28 protein-coding genes are annotated in these 15,687 nt (G+C 62.9%); 8 read left to right on the forward strand and 20 right to left on the reverse strand.

The window, feature by feature from the left end:
- Nucleotides 1–236 precede the first annotated feature (236 nt).
- From NKJ06_RS21100 to sufA, 7 genes are all read left to right on the forward strand, one after another.
- Nucleotides 237–1,400, forward strand: a complete 1,164-nt coding sequence (locus NKJ06_RS21100) for a cysteine desulfurase family protein (protein WP_352810504.1) — start codon at nucleotides 237–239, stop codon at nucleotides 1,398–1,400.
- Between the two features lie 243 nt (nucleotides 1,401–1,643).
- Entirely contained in the window at nucleotides 1,644–3,161 is a 1,518-nt protein-coding gene (gene sufB / locus NKJ06_RS21105; protein ID WP_352629210.1) for a Fe-S cluster assembly protein SufB, read from the forward strand.
- Nucleotides 3,162–3,188: 27 nt separating this feature from the next.
- A complete protein-coding gene (gene sufC / locus NKJ06_RS21110) occupies nucleotides 3,189–3,944 on the forward strand; it encodes a Fe-S cluster assembly ATPase SufC (RefSeq protein WP_352810505.1) in 756 nt (251 codons plus the stop codon).
- 19 nt (nucleotides 3,945–3,963) lie between these two features.
- Nucleotides 3,964–5,232: a Fe-S cluster assembly protein SufD gene (gene sufD, locus NKJ06_RS21115; RefSeq protein ID WP_352810506.1), complete on the forward strand. Its 1,269-nt coding sequence runs from the start codon at nucleotides 3,964–3,966 to the stop codon at nucleotides 5,230–5,232.
- Nucleotides 5,233–5,236: 4 nt separating this feature from the next.
- On the forward strand, nucleotides 5,237–6,481 hold the full coding sequence (locus NKJ06_RS21120) for a cysteine desulfurase (protein ID WP_352810507.1): 1,245 nt from the start codon (nucleotides 5,237–5,239) through the stop codon (nucleotides 6,479–6,481).
- Between the two features lie 21 nt (nucleotides 6,482–6,502).
- The gene (locus NKJ06_RS21125) at nucleotides 6,503–6,895 is read left to right on the forward strand and encodes an SUF system Fe-S cluster assembly protein (protein ID WP_352810508.1); all 393 of its coding nucleotides are present in this window, start codon (nucleotides 6,503–6,505) and stop codon (nucleotides 6,893–6,895) included.
- A gap of 100 nt (nucleotides 6,896–6,995) precedes the next feature.
- Complete coding sequence (gene sufA, locus NKJ06_RS21130; RefSeq protein WP_352629193.1) at nucleotides 6,996–7,376, forward strand: Fe-S cluster assembly scaffold SufA; 381 nt, start codon at nucleotides 6,996–6,998, stop codon at nucleotides 7,374–7,376.
- A gap of 132 nt (nucleotides 7,377–7,508) precedes the next feature.
- Here sufA and NKJ06_RS21135 read toward each other — a convergent pair whose 3' ends face one another.
- On the reverse strand, nucleotides 7,509–8,006 hold the full coding sequence (locus NKJ06_RS21135) for a GFA family protein (protein ID WP_352810509.1): 498 nt from the start codon (nucleotides 8,004–8,006) through the stop codon (nucleotides 7,509–7,511).
- Between the two features lie 89 nt (nucleotides 8,007–8,095).
- On the opposite strand from NKJ06_RS21135, the gene NKJ06_RS21140 reads away from it, so the two are divergent.
- Nucleotides 8,096–8,419, forward strand: a complete 324-nt coding sequence (locus tag NKJ06_RS21140; protein ID WP_352629187.1) for a TfoX/Sxy family protein — start codon at nucleotides 8,096–8,098, stop codon at nucleotides 8,417–8,419.
- Between the two features lie 324 nt (nucleotides 8,420–8,743).
- On the opposite strand, the gene NKJ06_RS21145 is transcribed toward NKJ06_RS21140, so the two are convergent.
- The 19 genes from NKJ06_RS21145 to NKJ06_RS21235 all read right to left on the reverse strand — a co-directional run bounded on the left by NKJ06_RS21145 (nucleotide 8,744) and on the right by NKJ06_RS21235 (nucleotide 15,319).
- Entirely contained in the window at nucleotides 8,744–9,289 is a 546-nt protein-coding gene (locus NKJ06_RS21145; protein WP_352810510.1) for a hypothetical protein, read from the reverse strand.
- Between the two features lie 100 nt (nucleotides 9,290–9,389).
- Nucleotides 9,390–9,824, reverse strand: a complete 435-nt coding sequence (locus NKJ06_RS21150) for a hypothetical protein (RefSeq protein ID WP_352810512.1) — start codon at nucleotides 9,822–9,824, stop codon at nucleotides 9,390–9,392.
- Nucleotides 9,825–9,833: 9 nt separating this feature from the next.
- Nucleotides 9,834–10,007, reverse strand: a complete 174-nt coding sequence (locus NKJ06_RS21155) for a hypothetical protein (RefSeq protein ID WP_352810514.1) — start codon at nucleotides 10,005–10,007, stop codon at nucleotides 9,834–9,836.
- Nucleotides 10,008–10,020: 13 nt separating this feature from the next.
- On the reverse strand, nucleotides 10,021–10,218 hold the full coding sequence (locus NKJ06_RS21160) for a hypothetical protein (RefSeq protein ID WP_352810515.1): 198 nt from the start codon (nucleotides 10,216–10,218) through the stop codon (nucleotides 10,021–10,023).
- Between the two features lie 13 nt (nucleotides 10,219–10,231).
- Nucleotides 10,232–11,200 (reverse strand): hypothetical protein, encoded by a 969-nt coding sequence (locus NKJ06_RS21165; RefSeq protein ID WP_352810516.1) that lies wholly within the window; start codon nucleotides 11,198–11,200, stop codon nucleotides 10,232–10,234.
- A gap of 11 nt (nucleotides 11,201–11,211) precedes the next feature.
- Nucleotides 11,212–11,535 carry a hypothetical protein gene (locus tag NKJ06_RS21170; RefSeq protein WP_352810517.1) on the reverse strand — a complete coding sequence of 108 codons (324 nt, stop codon included), beginning with the start codon at nucleotides 11,533–11,535 and terminating at the stop codon, nucleotides 11,212–11,214.
- Nucleotides 11,525–12,079, reverse strand: a complete 555-nt coding sequence (locus tag NKJ06_RS21175) for a glycoside hydrolase family 25 protein (protein WP_352810518.1) — start codon at nucleotides 12,077–12,079, stop codon at nucleotides 11,525–11,527. Before NKJ06_RS21175 ends, NKJ06_RS21170 begins: the two co-directional genes overlap by 11 nt.
- Entirely contained in the window at nucleotides 12,076–12,270 is a 195-nt protein-coding gene (locus tag NKJ06_RS21180) for a hypothetical protein (RefSeq protein ID WP_352810520.1), read from the reverse strand. The genes NKJ06_RS21175 and NKJ06_RS21180 overlap by 4 nt, the downstream gene beginning before the upstream one ends.
- Nucleotides 12,271–12,273: 3 nt before the next feature.
- Nucleotides 12,274–12,543 carry a hypothetical protein gene (locus NKJ06_RS21185; RefSeq protein WP_352810521.1) on the reverse strand — a complete coding sequence of 90 codons (270 nt, stop codon included), beginning with the start codon at nucleotides 12,541–12,543 and terminating at the stop codon, nucleotides 12,274–12,276.
- The gene (locus tag NKJ06_RS21190) at nucleotides 12,543–12,743 is read right to left on the reverse strand and encodes a hypothetical protein (RefSeq protein ID WP_352810522.1); all 201 of its coding nucleotides are present in this window, start codon (nucleotides 12,741–12,743) and stop codon (nucleotides 12,543–12,545) included. Before NKJ06_RS21190 ends, NKJ06_RS21185 begins: the two co-directional genes overlap by 1 nt.
- Nucleotides 12,740–12,946, reverse strand: a complete 207-nt coding sequence (locus NKJ06_RS21195; RefSeq protein ID WP_352810523.1) for a hypothetical protein — start codon at nucleotides 12,944–12,946, stop codon at nucleotides 12,740–12,742. Before NKJ06_RS21195 ends, NKJ06_RS21190 begins: the two co-directional genes overlap by 4 nt.
- Complete coding sequence (locus NKJ06_RS21200) at nucleotides 12,943–13,140, reverse strand: hypothetical protein (RefSeq protein WP_352810524.1); 198 nt, start codon at nucleotides 13,138–13,140, stop codon at nucleotides 12,943–12,945. The genes NKJ06_RS21195 and NKJ06_RS21200 overlap by 4 nt, the downstream gene beginning before the upstream one ends.
- Entirely contained in the window at nucleotides 13,137–13,331 is a 195-nt protein-coding gene (locus tag NKJ06_RS21205; RefSeq protein ID WP_352810525.1) for a hypothetical protein, read from the reverse strand. The genes NKJ06_RS21200 and NKJ06_RS21205 overlap by 4 nt, the downstream gene beginning before the upstream one ends.
- 88 nt (nucleotides 13,332–13,419) lie before the next feature.
- The gene (locus tag NKJ06_RS21210) at nucleotides 13,420–14,115 is read right to left on the reverse strand and encodes a C1 domain-containing protein (protein ID WP_352810527.1); all 696 of its coding nucleotides are present in this window, start codon (nucleotides 14,113–14,115) and stop codon (nucleotides 13,420–13,422) included.
- Nucleotides 14,112–14,309: a hypothetical protein gene (locus NKJ06_RS21215; protein ID WP_352810528.1), complete on the reverse strand. Its 198-nt coding sequence runs from the start codon at nucleotides 14,307–14,309 to the stop codon at nucleotides 14,112–14,114. The genes NKJ06_RS21210 and NKJ06_RS21215 overlap by 4 nt, the downstream gene beginning before the upstream one ends.
- Nucleotides 14,306–14,503: a hypothetical protein gene (locus NKJ06_RS21220; protein WP_352810529.1), complete on the reverse strand. Its 198-nt coding sequence runs from the start codon at nucleotides 14,501–14,503 to the stop codon at nucleotides 14,306–14,308. Before NKJ06_RS21220 ends, NKJ06_RS21215 begins: the two co-directional genes overlap by 4 nt.
- Nucleotides 14,500–14,673 carry a hypothetical protein gene (locus NKJ06_RS21225; protein WP_352810531.1) on the reverse strand — a complete coding sequence of 58 codons (174 nt, stop codon included), beginning with the start codon at nucleotides 14,671–14,673 and terminating at the stop codon, nucleotides 14,500–14,502. Before NKJ06_RS21225 ends, NKJ06_RS21220 begins: the two co-directional genes overlap by 4 nt.
- Complete coding sequence (locus NKJ06_RS21230) at nucleotides 14,670–14,927, reverse strand: hypothetical protein (RefSeq protein WP_352810532.1); 258 nt, start codon at nucleotides 14,925–14,927, stop codon at nucleotides 14,670–14,672. The genes NKJ06_RS21225 and NKJ06_RS21230 overlap by 4 nt, the downstream gene beginning before the upstream one ends.
- Nucleotides 14,924–15,319, reverse strand: a complete 396-nt coding sequence (locus NKJ06_RS21235; RefSeq protein WP_352810533.1) for a hypothetical protein — start codon at nucleotides 15,317–15,319, stop codon at nucleotides 14,924–14,926. The genes NKJ06_RS21230 and NKJ06_RS21235 overlap by 4 nt, the downstream gene beginning before the upstream one ends.
- Nucleotides 15,320–15,687 lie beyond the last annotated feature (368 nt).

Here is a 15,687-nt window from a genome sequence, read left to right on the forward strand (position 1 = left end):
AAATACTCCACTTGCGTACGAATGCGCGGCGCCCGGAACGTGTCTTCCTCTGGCCTTGACGCAGGGCGAGCGTCTTCTTAGAAGCTAGTTTAGAATTGTTCAAAACTGAGTGGCAAGACACCGAGCCGGGCCACCCGCGCCGCAAGCCGCGTAAATAGGACGGCTCGCCTTGGAATTTCAAGGAAATAACGCGATACGTCGGCGGAATGGCTTCTAACGGGACCAACTGGACGAAAATGGCCGCAATACGCGCCTATCTCGACTATAATGCCAGTGCGCCGCTGCTTGCCGCGGCGCGCGAGGCTATGGTCGCGGCGCTCGATGTCTCTGCCAACCCGTCGTCGGTTCATGCCGAGGGGCGCGCTGCACGGCGCCTGATCGAGAACGCAAGGCGTGACGTGGCGGCGCTGGTCAACGCCAAGTCAGAGCATGTCGTGTTCACCTCCGGCGCGACGGAAGCCGCGTCGACGCTGCTTTCGCCCGACTGGCAGATGGGACGCGGTGCTGTGCGCATGAGCCGGCTCTACGTGTCCGGGGCCGACCATCCCTGCCTGTTGAACGGCGGGCGCTTCCCGGCAGCACAGGTGACGCGGATCGGTGTCGATGCCAACGGCATCGCCGATCTCGGCCCCTTGGCGGCTGCGCTTGGCGAGCATGACAAGGCCGACGGCCTGCCGCTGGTCGCCATCCACGCCGCCAACAACGAGACCGGCGTCATCCAGCCGATCGATCGTATCGCCGAAATTGTTAAGGCGGCGGGCGGCATCCTCGTCGTCGACGCCGTCCAGGCTGCGGGCCGCGTTTCGATCGACATGTCAGCGGGTTACGCCGATTATCTGATTCTGTCTTCGCACAAGGTCGGCGGCCCCAAAGGCGTCGGCGCCATCGTCGCCGCCTCCGATCTGATGATGCCGAAGCCGCTGATCAATGGCGGTGGCCAGGAAAAGGGCCATCGCGGTGGCACCGAAAACCTCGCCGCCATTGCCGGTTTTGGCGCGGCCGCACGCGGGGCCCTGGTTGGATTGCAGGCCATGGATGCCGTGCGACAGCGCCGCGATGAGATCGAGGCCATCGTGAAAACGCTGGTGCCGGACGTGGAAATCTTCGGAACTGGTGCGCCAAGGCTTGCCAACACGACATTCTTCGCTATTGCGGGCGTCAAGGCCGAAACCGCGCAGATCGCCTTCGATCTGGCGGGTGTGTCGCTATCGGCCGGCTCCGCTTGTTCGTCGGGCAAGGTCGGACCGAGCCATGTGCTGAAAGCCATGGGATACGGTGACAGTCTTGGCGCCTTGCGCGTGTCGATCGGTTCAGCGACCGGCGCGCAGGACATTGAATTGTTCCGCGCCGCGCTTGCGGGAATTGCCGCACGTAGGGCGGATAGAGAAAAGGCCGCGTGAGCGGTTGGGAGCATCGGACCGAAAAGTGCGTAGCGGTTTTCGGGAAAATCCGATGCTTCAGGAAAATGTATTTGGGCCATTCGGCCTGGTAGAGCCGTGCGTTTTCATATTGGCCGGGTGAATTTCCGGTCGCGACGCACTATATGGAACTTACGCTGCCGCGAGCGCTTCCTGGCGTTCATTCGGCGGTGCCATAGTTTGAAAACTGTCGGGCCTTGACCCCGGCGTGGATGGAGAACGCATATGCCTGCTGTGCAGGACACGATCGATCGGGTCCGAAAGATCGACGTCGACCAATACAAATACGGATTCCAGACCGAAATCGCGATGGACAAGGCCCCCAAGGGCCTCAGCGAAGACATCATCCGTTTCATTTCGGCCAAGAAGGACGAGCCGTCCTGGATGCTGGAATGGCGTCTGGAAGCCTATCGCCGTTGGCTGACGCTGGACGAGCCGACCTGGGCGCGCGTCCACTACCCGAAGATCGATTTCCAGGACATCTACTATTACGCGGCGCCGAAGAGCACGCCCGGTCCGACGTCGCTGAGCGATGTCGATCCCGAACTGCTGAAGGTCTACGAGAAGCTCGGCATTCCGTTGAGGGAACAGGAAATCCTCGCCGGCGTGCAGAAGACCGACGCTTCCGAGCTCGAGGAAGTCAGCGACAATGTCTACAAATCGGGCCGCGTCGCCGTCGATGCCGTGTTCGATTCCGTATCGGTCGTCACCACCTTCAAGAAAGAGCTGGCGCAGGCCGGCGTCATCTTCTGTTCGATCTCGGAAGCCATCCGCGAGCATCCCGAGTTGGTGAAGAAATACCTCGGCTCGGTCGTGCCGACCTCCGACAATTATTACGCCACGCTGAACTCCGCCGTGTTCACTGACGGCTCCTTCGTCTTCGTGCCCAAGGGCGTGCGTTGTCCGATGGAGCTGTCGACCTATTTCCGCATGAACGAGAAGAACACCGGCCAGTTCGAGCGCACGCTGATCATCGCCGAGGAGGGGGCTTACGTCTCCTATCTCGAAGGCTGCACGGCGCCGCAGCGCGATGAGAACCAGCTTCACGCTGCCGTCGTCGAACTGGTGGCGCTCGACGATGCCGAGATCAAATATTCGACGGTGCAGAACTGGTATCCCGGCGACGCCGAGGGCAAGGGCGGCATCTACAATTTCGTCACCAAGCGCGGCGACTGCCGTGGCCATCGCTCGAAGATCTCGTGGACGCAGGTCGAGACCGGTTCGGCGATCACCTGGAAATACCCGAGCTGCATCCTGCGCGGCGACGATTCCAGCGGCGAATTCTATTCGATCGCCGTGTCGAACGGCTATCAGCAGGTCGATAGCGGTACCAAGATGATCCATCTCGGCAAGAACACGTCGAGCCGCATCATCTCCAAGGGTATCGCCGCCGGCTTCTCGCAGAACACGTACCGCGGCCAGGTCTCGGCGCACCGCAAGGCGACCAACGCCCGCAACTTTACCAACTGTGACAGTCTGCTGATCGGCGACCAGTGCGGCGCGCACACTGTGCCTTACATGGAAGCCAAGAATTCGACGGCGCAGTTCGAGCATGAAGCCACGACCTCGAAGATTTCCGAGGATCAGAAGTTCTACGTCATGCAGCGCGGCATCCCCGAGGAGGAAGCGATCGCCCTGATCGTCAACGGCTTCGTCAAGGATGTCATCCAGCAGTTGCCGATGGAGTTCGCGGTCGAAGCGCAGAAGCTGATCGGAATCTCGCTTGAGGGCTCGGTCGGCTGACCGGATAAATATTCAGGAAACAAAAGAATGCTTGAAATCAGAAACCTGCATGCCCGCATCGTCGATGATGGCACCGAGATCATCCGCGGCTTGAACCTGACGGTGAAAGCCGGCGAGGTTGCTGCCATCATGGGACCGAACGGCTCGGGAAAATCGACGCTGTCCTACATCCTCGCCGGCCGCGAGGACTATGAGGTGACCGAGGGCGATATCCTCTACAACGGCCAGTCGATCCTTGAAATGGATCCGGCCGAGCGTGCCACGTCGGGCATCTTCCTCGCCTTCCAGTATCCGATGGAGATACCGGGCGTGGCGACCATGGAATTCCTGAAAGTTGCGATGAACGAGCAGCGCAAGGCGCGCGGCGAAGAGCCGTTGAAGATTCCGGAATTCCTGAAGCGGGTGAAGGAAGCCGCCGCCTCGCTCAGCATGGACATGGCAATGCTGAAGCGGCCGCTCAATGTCGGCTTCTCCGGCGGCGAGAAGAAGCGCGCCGAGATCCTGCAGATGAAGTTGCTGGAGCCGAGGCTGTGCGTGCTCGATGAGACCGATTCCGGCCTCGACATCGACGCGCTGAAGATCGTGTCCGACGGCGTCAATGCTTTGCGCGCACCGGACCGCGCGTTTCTGGTCATCACCCATTACCAGCGCCTGCTCGAACACATCGTGCCGGACAGCGTGCACGTGCTCTACAAGGGCCAGGTCATCAAGTCGGGCGACAAGTCGCTGGCGCTTGATCTTGAGGCCAACGGCTATGCCGGCGTGATCGGCGAAGCCGCGTGAGATGCCAGAGGGCAGATTGATGAATATGCACACACAACCGCAGCGGACGCAGGCCGAAACAGCGTTGATCGACGCGTTCGGCGACCGGCTGTCGCTGCTGCCGGGCGACGGCGCGGTGATGCTGAAGCGCGACGACGCTATCGAGGCGATCAAGCACGGCCTGCCGACGCGGCGTGTCGAATCCTGGCATTACACCGACCTGCGCCGGCTGTTGAATGCGGTGCCCGGCTTCGACCCGGCCGCCATGGCCAGGGCCATTGCACCGATCGTCGACGGTTCTGCTGTGGTGTCGATCCTGAACGGCAAGTCCGACGCGAAGATGCCGGCGGTCGAAGGCGTCGCCTTCCAGCCTCTGTCGGAGAAGCTGCTTGATGGCAGCATCGCGCCAGGGCTCGATCCCTACGGCAGCGATGACGCCATCGGCGCGCTGAACACGGCGTTCGTCGCCGACGGATATTTTGTCGACATCGCCGATGGCACTGAACTGGAAAAGCCGATCGAACTGCAGAATTTGCAGGCCGGTGGCCAGACTCATGTGCGCCTACCGGTGCGTGTCGGCGCTGGCGCCAAGGTGGTCATCGTCGAGCGTCAGGCGGGTGACGGCGCTGCGCTGGTCAGCTCGGTCAGCCAGCTGGTGCTGGGCGAGGGCGCCGAGGTGACGTGGCTGATCGTCCAGGAGCAGCCGGAAACCGCAACGCATCTGGCGCAGTTCAAGGCCCATATCGGCAAGAATGCCAAACTGACCCTGTTCGTCATGAACGCCGGCGGCAAGCTCGTGCGCCAGGAGATCGTGGTCAGGACGACGGGTGAAGGCGCCGATTTCAAGCTGCGCGGCATCAACCTGCTTGCCGGCGACACCCACACCGACGTGACCATGGTGCTCGATCATGCCGTGCCGCATACGACCTCGACGGAAGTGATACGCAACGTGGTGACGGGCAAGGCGCGCGGCGTCTTCCAGGGCCGCATCAACGTCCACCAGTACGCGCAGAAGACCAACGCCAAGATGGCCTGCAACACGCTGCTGCTGTCGGACGACGGCGAGTTCTCGACCAAGCCCGAGCTTGAAATCTTCGCCGACGACGTCATCTGCGGCCATGGCGCGACCGTCACCGAGATCGACCACGACCATTTGTTCTACCTGATGGCACGCGGGGTCGACGAGAAGACCGCGCGGGGGTTGCTGGTCAAGGCATTCGTCGCCGAGGTGATCGAGGAACTGGACGACGAGACGATCGTCGAGGCGCTGGAAGCGCGGCTCGACGGCTGGTTTGTGGCACACGGGTGAAGTGATGAACGCGCCGGGCAAGATCGGAGATTTCTACGACGTCGAAGCGATCCGCCGCGATTTCCCGATCCTGTCGCGGGAAGTCTATGGCAAGCCGCTGATCTATCTCGACAATGGCGCCTCGGCACAGAAGCCACAGGTGGTGCTGGATACGATCCAGCACGCCTATTCCCAGGAATACGCCAACGTCCATCGCGGCCTGCATTTCCTCTCCAATGCGGCGACCGACGCGTATGAAAAGGCGCGGGAAACGGTGCGCCGTTTCCTCAACGCGCCGAGCACCGACAACATCGTCTTCACCTCGAACACGACCTCGGCCATCAACACGGTCGCCTATGGCTATGGCATGCCCAACATCGGCGAGGGCGACGAGATCGTGCTGTCGATCATGGAGCACCACTCCAACATCGTTCCCTGGCATTTCATCCGCGAGCGGCAGGGCGCCAAGCTGGTCTGGGTGCCGGTCGACGATCTCGGCGTCTTCCACATCGAGGAATTCGAGAAGCGGCTGACCAGCAAGACAAAGCTCGTTGCCATCACGCAGATGTCGAATGCGTTGGGCACGGTGACGCCGATCAAGGAGATCGTGCGGATCGCCCATTCGCGTGGAATTCCCGTCCTCGTAGACGGCAGCCAGAGCGCCGTGCACATGCCGATCGATGTGCAGGATCTCGACTGCGACTTCTTCGTCTTCACCGGCCACAAGGTCTACGGCCCCTCGGGCATCGGTGTGCTCTACGGCAAGAAGGACATTCTCGCGGGCATGCGCCCCTTCATGGGCGGTGGCGAGATGATCGAGGAGGTGACGGAAGACATCGTCACCTACAACGAGCCGCCACACCGCTTCGAGGCTGGCACGCCGCCGATCGTGCAGGCGATCGGACTGGGCGCCGCGCTCGACTATATGGAAAAGATCGGCCGCGAGCGCATTGCGGCCCATGAGGCCGACCTCAAGAACTATGCGCATGAGCGGCTCCGCGCCATCAACTCGCTGCGCATCTTCGGCGACGCACCGGACAAGGGCGCCATCATCTCGTTCGAATTGCAGGGTATTCACGCGCATGACGTGTCGATGGTGATTGATCGGCAAGGCGTTGCAGTCCGCGCGGGCACCCATTGCGCCCAGCCACTGTTGAAACGCTTCGGCGTAACCTCCACATGCAGGGCGTCGTTCGGCATGTATAACACCAGGGCCGAAGTCGACGCTTTGGCCGAGGCGCTTGAAAAAGCGCGCAAATTCTTCGGATGATGATTTTTTTGGGTGACGACCATGGATGATGTGAGCCACACCACCGAGACCGCACCGGAAGCAGCCATCAACCCGCTGGTTTCCGACTCGGCGATTCCCGCCGACGAACTGGCGCGGCTGACCGACGATATCGTCTCGGCGCTGAAGACCGTCTACGACCCGGAAATCCCGGCCGATATCTACGAGCTTGGCCTCATCTACAAGATCGACATCGAGGACAATCGCGCGGTCAAGATCGACATGACGCTGACCGCACCGGGCTGCCCGGTGGCCGGCGAAATGCCCGGCTGGGTGGAAAACGCCGTCGGCGCCGTCGAGGGCGTGTCCGGCGTCGAGGTCAACATGACCTTCGATCCGCCCTGGTCGCCCGATCGCATGTCGGAAGAGGCGCAGGTCGCGGTGGGTTGGTACTAGTGTCGAGCCTGGCACACTTGCGCCAGTCATAAAACTTCACCATTTTAGGTGAGGAATCATTCGGCAGGCCTTGAACCTGCATGGAATGGAAGGAAAAAGAATGGGACGCTTCGCCGTCATCACGATGACCGAAAAGGCCGCCGACCGGGTGCGCGAGATCGTTGCCACCCGCGACAACGCGCATGGCATCCGCCTCGGCATCAAGAAGGGCGGCTGCGCCGGCATGGAATACACGGTCGATCTGGTGACCGAACCGAACACCAAGGACGACCATATCGAGCGCGACGGCGCCCATGTCTATGTGGCGCCGGAAGCAGCCCTTTTCCTGTTCGGCACCGAGATGGATTTCGAGCAGACGACGCTGCGCACCGGCTTCACCTTCAGCAACCCAAACCAGAGTTCGGCCTGCGGCTGTGGCGAATCCGTCGAGTTGAAGCCGGCCGATCTGAAGGCTCTGGCAGAGGCACGCGCTTCGGCTTGATCTTCCTTCGCCCCGTTTACGGGGAGAAGGTGTCACGAAGTGACGGATGAGGGCAGCGCCAGCCTCTCCAAAGTTAGCACCGCCCCTCATCTGCCTGCCGGCATCTTCTCCCCGTAAACGGGGCGAAGAAAACTACTCCACCCACATGCCTGTCCGTTTGTGCCAGTCGGCGATCGATTCCTCGGGATAAACGTCGAACACCTTGTCGTGCTTGCCAACCACCGGCTCGACCCAGTTCGCCTTGTATTTCAGCATCAGATGCACCCGGCTCGGCGGAATGGGCAAGTCGCTGTCGATCGCCGAAGCGAAGGGATGCACCAGTTCCGGCCAGGTCGGATCGTAGAGCCACAACGCCGACCCGCATTTGCGACAAAAATTGCGTTCGCCGGTCGATATCTCGCAATTCGGATGCTCATCGTCCTGGATGCTGGCGCGGTAGACGCCGAGGCTCCTTTTGCCCCTGATGTTCAAGGTCTCGTAGTCGGCGCCGAGATTGATGGCGAAGCCGCCGCCGCCTTGCTGCTTGCGGCAGATCGAACAGTAGCACAGCATGAATGGCGCCGGCGTGTGGCTCTCCACCTCGAAACGCACGGCATTGCAGCGGCAGGACCCTTTGAGCAAAAGCGGCATGGCAAAACTCCAACGGATGGCTCTCAACCTGTCAGCATGATTTTGGTTGCGGCGATGACAAGGCCAAATGCCGGTGACATGATCGCGGCATGGACAATGAACGTATCGCCGAACTGTTCGAGGGCCTCGGCCCGGTCAGCATCCGAAAACTGTTCGGCGGCAAGGGCATCTATTTCGACGGCGTCATCGTCGCCATCGTGCTGCGCGGCGAATTGATGCTGAAGGCAGACGACCAAAGCGTGCCCGAATTCGAGGCCGCCGGCTGCACGCAATGGACCTATACCGGCTCCCGCCACGGCAAGCAGGTCTCCATGCCCTATTGGAGCGTTCCCGACAGCGCCTTCGATGATCCCGACGAAATGACGGTCTGGGCAAGGCGGGCGTATGAGGCGGGACGAAGGGCGGGGAAGTGACGCCAGCCTTGGGACGGTCGAGGGACAGCACCCCCCTCTGGCCTGCCGGCCATCTCCCCCGCAAGGAGGGAGATTGGCAGCTTTGGCGCTTCGCTCACTTTCTTCACCGTTGAAGATTTGCGAAGACCGCGATGACATCCAATCTCCCCCCTTGCGGGGGAGATGTCCGGTATTTTGCGTGACATCGCATTGTTTTCCTTGCATAAAACCTTGAAACTCTAAGCCGTCCCCAGACCTATTCCCAGTCGCACAATATCCAGCCCGGTTGAACAAAAAAAGGGCCGGCGTGGCGGCCGGCCCGTTTTCTAAGAGGGGGTGCGACAATTAGGCAGGCGTGACCGCCGTGCCGAAATAGCGCGTCACCCGGCCGTCCTTTTCTTGCCTGAGCGTCAGGCCGGCCGACCGGGCAATCGCCGGGACCGACACCGCCGGCCATTTGGTCAGGTCGAGGATGTCTTTCGTGGTTGCGCCCTCGGGGCGGCGCAGGAGTTCGGCGGCCTGCTCAGCCTTGCTGGGGCCGCCGGCTCGCGGCGCGCGGGCCTTCTTGGCGTTCTTGCCGGCGTCATAGGCCTTCTGCAACATGGCGCGCAGGAAGTCCTTGTCGTCGAAAGACACCGAGCCGAACTCGGCAAGCAGCGCGTCAATCGGGTCGACCTCAGGGGTTGCGGGTGCGGTCTCAGTCATCGGCTTCTCCTTCCTCGGCTTGGGAGCCGGCTTCGCCTTGGCGGCCTTGGCCGGCTTTTCCTTCGCGGGCTTTGCCGCCTTCGGGGCCTTGGCCGGCTTGTCGGCCTTGGGTGCCTTCGGGGCCTTGGCGACCTTGGCGATGGCGGCCAAGATGCTCGGGGCGGTGGTTTCGGTCTCGGTGGTCATAATGTCAGCCCTTCCTTTAAGTTGCTGGTTTCGCTCGTGAATTGAGCGTAGGGCACACATCGCTCCACTGCGCGAACGAAGCAACTCCGTTCTGCAAAATTTATTGCGCCGGTTGATTGATCCTCGGTTCGCCTCGAACATCAAGCCGTTGCAAGGTCTGATTGGTCAGCGCCAACTGGGTCGAAATCGTGCTGAGCTGGGTGCGCATGTCCGAAAACTGGTTGGAGTAGTTTTCGGCCAGCCGGTTGATGCGCTGGTCGACGCTATCCTGGCCCTTCTCAAGCAAGGTGATCCGGTAGTCGGTCTGGTCCATTTTGGTGAGCGTCCGGTCGATCACCTCAAAGCGCGCTTCGAAGACGTTGTTCTGCGCCGCGAGCCGCTCGATGTTCTGGGCGTTCTGCTCGCGCCCGGTGCGGATTTCGGCGAGCGTATAACCCCACGCGACAAAGCCGGCGAGGAAGCCGCAGATCACCGCCACAGTGTTGATGTTCCATTCCCATTTGAAGGCAATGGGCGTCGCGCCAGTGCCGGGCATGGCCGTGCCTCACGTCTTCTTGTTCGCCGGAAACGCGAACGTGAACAGCGCCGACAGGATCACGGTCACCGCGCCCTGCATTTCGGGCGTCGCCAGTTCGGCCGGGATGCCCAGCCGCGAGATGAGGACGCCGATGATGCCGCCGGTGAGCGAGCCGTAGAGCTTCGAATAATTACCAAGCATGGTCGTCTTCCTTTCAGGAGGGGATCGCCACTCCAAGGAGAGGCAGGGCCCGCAGCAACACGATCAGCACCGCGATCAGCATGACGATCACGCGCGCGATCTGGTGGAAGGGCGGGTCGAGCGGAAGCAGGTTGATGCAGTAGATGATGATGGCCGCCACGACCCCGACAATCAGGATGGTGATCAGCAGTCCGATGAGCGCTGCGACCATTTCAGACCTCCTTTCATGACCAGTATGTGGTCAGTTTGATCACCGGCCAGATCGTGCCCGAGGCCGCCTTAGGTCCGAACAGTGACCCGGTGGTGAGGTTAACGTAAAAGTCGCCGACGAGACCCACTCCCGAACCGGGGTCGACGGTGCCCGACAGCAGATTGATGGCATCGAGGCCGGGATCGCCCTGCGGTCCCTGTGGGCCGACAGGGCCCGGCACCGTACTATCCGCGCCCGCTGGACCCGGTGGGCCCGCTGGACCCGGTACGGTGCTATCAGCGCCCGCTGGACCAACTGGACCCGGTACCGTGCTGTCGGCACCCGGTGGCCCCATCGGGCCGATGCCACCCTGAATGCCCTGAATGCCTTGGGTGCCCTGAGCGCCTTGGGTGCCCTGAGCGCCGACATCGCCGCGCGGGATCACGAAACTGATGATCTGGTTCGGCGAGGTACCGGTGATGATCGCCACAGCCCCAGAGCCCGGCGCTCCGGTGGCGACGCCGCCGACCGTCAAGACGTTGGGCGGGCCGACCGGACCCTGAATGCCTTGGTTGCCCTGCGGTCCCTGAGGCCCCTGCGGGCCGATCACGACCGGGATATTGATCGGGGCGAGCGGGCTCAGCTGAGCATAGGCGTCGGCCCCGAACATCAGGACGCCTTTGGCCAGCAATCCTATGGCCACAGGCGGGTCGTCAGGGTTGTCGGCGACCCGGCGCTGGTAAAGCTCAATCGAATAGCCCACCTCGTCTGTGAGGGCGCTGCCGGGCACGACGACGTTGCCGGTGTCGTCAACGTCATATGCGGCAACACGAAAGCGGCTGCGGCTCAAAATGGCCAGCTGCGGCTTGAGCGTCGCCGGGGCGACCGGATCGCGACCCTGCGTCACGAAAGAAATGTCAAGGTCGAGGTCGACGCCGGCCGCCGCGCGCACCGACAGCTGCGCCGGCTCGATCTTGGAAACGACGACGGTGCGCGCGACCATGACCGGCTCCTCTATGTTGCCGCCGCGAAGGCGTTGGCGCGAGGGTCCCAGATAGAGCCAAGCACAAACTCGATGTCGCCATCAGGCACTGCGTCACCGCCGTTGGCTTCGATGTTCTGGGCAATTGTGGCGTTGGCCGCGACGAGGTGCAGCGCGAGCAGCAGCGCCTTGTCCTGCCCGGTCATGACCAGCCCTGCATAGTGGACGCGGTTGGCGTGGTTGGCGGTCGCCGGGTCCTCGGAGGCGACCTGCTGCGCCGTCTTGAGCGCGATGAAAGCCACTCGGGTGTAGAAGACCGGGTCGCTGGCGGCGGCGATGATGTCCTTAGTTGCCATGGAAAATCTCTCCCAGTGTTGGGCCGCCGAAGAGGTCTTCGGGGGCGTTGGTGATCTTTTGAAGGACCGACACGGCGTAGGGGGCAATCGGGCCGTAGTCACCCGCGTTGGCCTTGTCCCAGACCTCGCGGTCGTGATTGTCGCCCAGCTGGCCCTTGATCAGCCCGCCGGCATAGATCGTGATCTGGAGGCCGAGTCCGGCGTTGTTCCTGAGTGCCAGCACCGCCTCGCGTAGATCGTCAAGGGTGCAGGCGGCGTCCTCGTAGTCGATCACCACGCGCTCGCCGATGGCCGGGGCCACGACATCGAGGTAATGCAGCATCTGCCAGCGGGCGTCGCCGTGCTTCAGGAAGTGGTAGGACGACACAGCCAGGCCGGCCGCCTTCGCCGCCTCGCGGCGTTGCCCAAAGGTCGGGTCGATATAGGTGGTGCCCTCGGTTGCTTTCAGGATCACGCCGACCGTGCCGCCGGCTTTGACCTTGGCCCAGTTGGGCTCCGGCGGCGGGTTGTGATGCGAGACGTCGATGACGAGCGGCTGGCTCACGGCTTGCCCTTCCTGTCGCGTGGCAGGGCGAACTGGCTGGGGCCCTTTTTCTTCTTCGGCAGCTTGCCGCCGGGATCGGCGTCGGCAAACTCCTTGGCGACCTTGACCGGAACGCCGGTCTTGGCGGCGACCTCAGGGTCGTGGGCTGCTGCCTGCATCAGGCGGCGCTGGGCTTCGGATTTGGGGGGCATGGGTTAATCTCCTTCGAACAGGTCTGGATACTTGGCGGTGATCATCCGCCCGGCGCTCGCGAACAGCCGGGCGGAAGTCTCGGCGATGACGACGGTGCCGTCGTGCAGATCGATCCTGATGGCCACGCTCGGTCGCCCCGAGGCCATTCCGCGGTCCAGCACGGCAACCCGGATCGGCTGGCCACCATCGCCGATATGGACGATGCGCTGGTGGCGCTTGAGGTCGGGAAACGAGCCCTCGCCGCCATCGAGGGAAATGGTCATGGCTGGCATTAGGACCTCCAGATGTTGGGCAGCGTGATGCGGCTTTTGTCGGCCTTGCGCTGGCCCCAGCCCAGCTGCGAGGGCAAGAGCGCACCGCCGCCGTGGCGGTTGTGCAGGCCGGTGTCGGTCTTGGCGTCCCTAAGCGCGCGGGCCGCTTTGGCCTGATAGCGATTGGCGGCCCGGCGGTGGGTCTTGTACTTGCCGCTCATGATTTTTCCTCCTTTGCTTCCAGCCCCTCGCGGATCGCCCGGATTGAGCCCCGGTTGGGGCCCGGTTGCAGCCGCTGCACCTGTTTGCGCAGCGCCTCGATGTCGCCGATGAGACCTTCCAGCAGATCGAGCCTGATCCACACGCTGGTCTCGGCCGTGGTCTTGGCCTGGACGGATTTCGCCCGGTCGAGAAATTCGCTCATGGCGCGGTCACCTCCTCGAACTTCCAGCCCTTGCGGTGGAAATATTCGACCAGCTGCGCCTCGCTCTTGTGGATCGCCCATTTCAGGATCGGCGCGGCCTCGACGCAGCGCCAGCGCAAGGCCGGGTTTTGCTGCAACACCAGCGCGGCGACGAAGTGCGGGGCCTCGACCCGGATCAGGCGCTCGATGCTCATGGCTCTTTCACCTCGGGCTCGTCGTCATCGGCCCATTCCATCATTTCGAGGTCGCGCTCGGCCTCTTCCAATTCGGCCAGCAGCCAGTCAATCGCCTCGGCGGCGTCACGCAGCAGGCCGTCCTTGTCCTGCGTCCTCGCCGCCTTTTCGCGCAGGGCGCGGGCAATGTCCTCGGTTTCGTTCAGCGTCACGGCCGCAGCCTCCGCAGGTCGCGCCGCAAGCCGGCGATGTCGTGCAGCACAATCAGCTGAAGAAAGATCAGGATCAGCAGCAGCGCGGTCACGGCACCGCCTCCTGCATCAGCCCCGGCAGATCGATGTCGGGCAACTCGACCTCATCGACCAATTCCCAGAATGTGCCGATCTGACGGTCGAGCGCCTTCATGCCGGCCGGGCCGTCAAGGGCGGCGACCTTGCGCAGGATGGGCAGGCCGGTGACGACGGAATGCTCGACCTCGGCCCTTGTCGCGACGCGCGACCTCGCCCAAAACGAGACCTTGTGCGGCGGCCCGATGCGCCACAGCGGCTTGCCGCCATGGTTTTCGATCTGGAACGACTTGGTGATCCAGATGCACGACACGCCCGGATTGCGGTCGATCATCATGCCGGCCGGCTTGTCGATGGGCTGGCCCTTGTAGGTGCCGTCGTCCGTCGTTGTGCGCTTGGTTAGCGGGCTGGCCATGAACGGGCAGTTGAGGACGGCGAACTGGGCGCATTCCAGATGGCAGGGCGGCTCGGCCGTCACCCGGTTGACGCAGCACATGGGACCGATGACGAACGCCTTGTAGGCCCCGAGCCGCTGGCCGCAGACCCAGCATTTCTCGTGCCTGAGCGCTTGGCGCATCTTTTCGGGGTCCAGCACCGGAAACAGCGGTTTGCCGTCCTGCCAAGCCACGAACCATGGCACCGGGAAGCCGCGATGGTCGCGTGGCAGCGCCTCGATCCGCGCCGGCATTGTGCCTACAAACTCTCTCATGCCGCTTTCTCCTCCTTAATTGCTCTTGCGCGGTCTAACGCCCGCTCGAAATGCTTTGACGTGCAGGCCTCGCACTCGCCCCAGTAGAAAACCCCATGCGGACACTTGCCCGGCCGGTAGTGCCTCGGGTGCGGATAATCGCCCGCCAGATAATCCTCGATGGCCTTTTGCAGGATCGCCTCGCGCTCGCTCATTTGACCCTCACTTGCGCTCTGAGTTCTTGAAAAGCGGCCATGGCGGCGGCAAGCTCGCGGGCGGTCTCCTCGCTGGGAAACGCCGCTGCCAAAGTGCGGGCAACACGCACCCTGGCCGCCGCCATGGCCAACTGCTGGTCGTCAAGGTGGACTTTTGCCGTCGTCGGCAAGTCCCCAAAGTCCACCCGGCTCATCGGAACTCATCCAAGCGGTTGGCGACCTCGACCAGCGCGTCAATCAGCCGCTCGCGCTTGGCCTCGGGCACGTCTTGGATGTCGCCGCGCCAGAGCCGGCCCAGCAGCATCAGGTATTCCTCGCCGGCCGCCATAAGCTCGGCCGTTGCCTGCCGATCCTGCGGCCTCATAAGATCACCTCCAAGGGAAAGCCTTCGCAGTTGTCACCCTGCGCGACCATGACGGGGCGGCGAGCCTCGATCTGGCTGGCCAGTTGCTCATCGTGCTTGCCGCAATGAAAGCCGTTGCGGAAGGTCAGGAACCGGCAGCAGTCCGCGCCTCGCCCGATGCGGCAGGTTTCAACGACCCGCGCGCTGATGGGCTCCTCGTCGGGGTCCTTGAGGTCGCCCGCAGCAAGGCGGCGACGCTTGGCCTCGCCGGTCATTTCAACCGCTCCCGCAGCCCTGCTACGGCACGGCCAACCTCGGCCTGCGCTTCCTCGATTTCGTGGGCAAGGAAGGCGATGGCCGGCAGCAACCCGTTCGGCAATTTCGGGGCCGCCCTCGTCCTCGGCCCGGCACCGTCGCCGGTTAACGCCTCCGTAAGGCCTCTTATTTGCTCTTGCAGAACATGGGCCTTGTCGGCCACCTGCGCCAAAAGCGCCAAGGGGGAGGTTACGGGCGGGTTGGAGGGGCCCCACATCGTAGCCGGGGCGGGGGCCTGCCGGAACGCCGGGGGGTGGGCTGGCCGGGCCGCCTCGCTCTTGACCAGCGCGCCGAGGTCTCGCTCAAGGTCGGCGAAGGCGTCGGTCTTGGGATTGGTCTGGGGAATGGTCATAGCTTCCTTCCTTTCTTCAACGAAATCAAATGGTTACGAGGCACCCTATCGGACGGCGTGGCCGAAGGGGGTGATCGGCGAGGGCGAGCCGAAGCCCGATAGGTCAGTGATGCTGACCGACCCCGACCCCGGTGAGGGAGCGCGCGCAACAGCACGGGCTTATCGCCCCTTGCCCTTTGCCGTAGGACCGCAGTCCTAAATTTATTACGCCAGAGCGTAAGATGGCGCTGGACTACGGTTACGCTAGAGCGTAAGGTCTGATTATCGAAAAAGGAGTTACCGCAATGACCGACCTGCTCAAGCTCGCCACCGACCTCAAGGCAACCGCCAAGGCCAACAAATCCGCGCTTTACGACGCCGCATACGAG

This window comes from Mesorhizobium sp. M0293, from assembly GCF_040321735.1.
GTDB lineage: Bacteria > Pseudomonadota > Alphaproteobacteria > Rhizobiales > Rhizobiaceae > Mesorhizobium.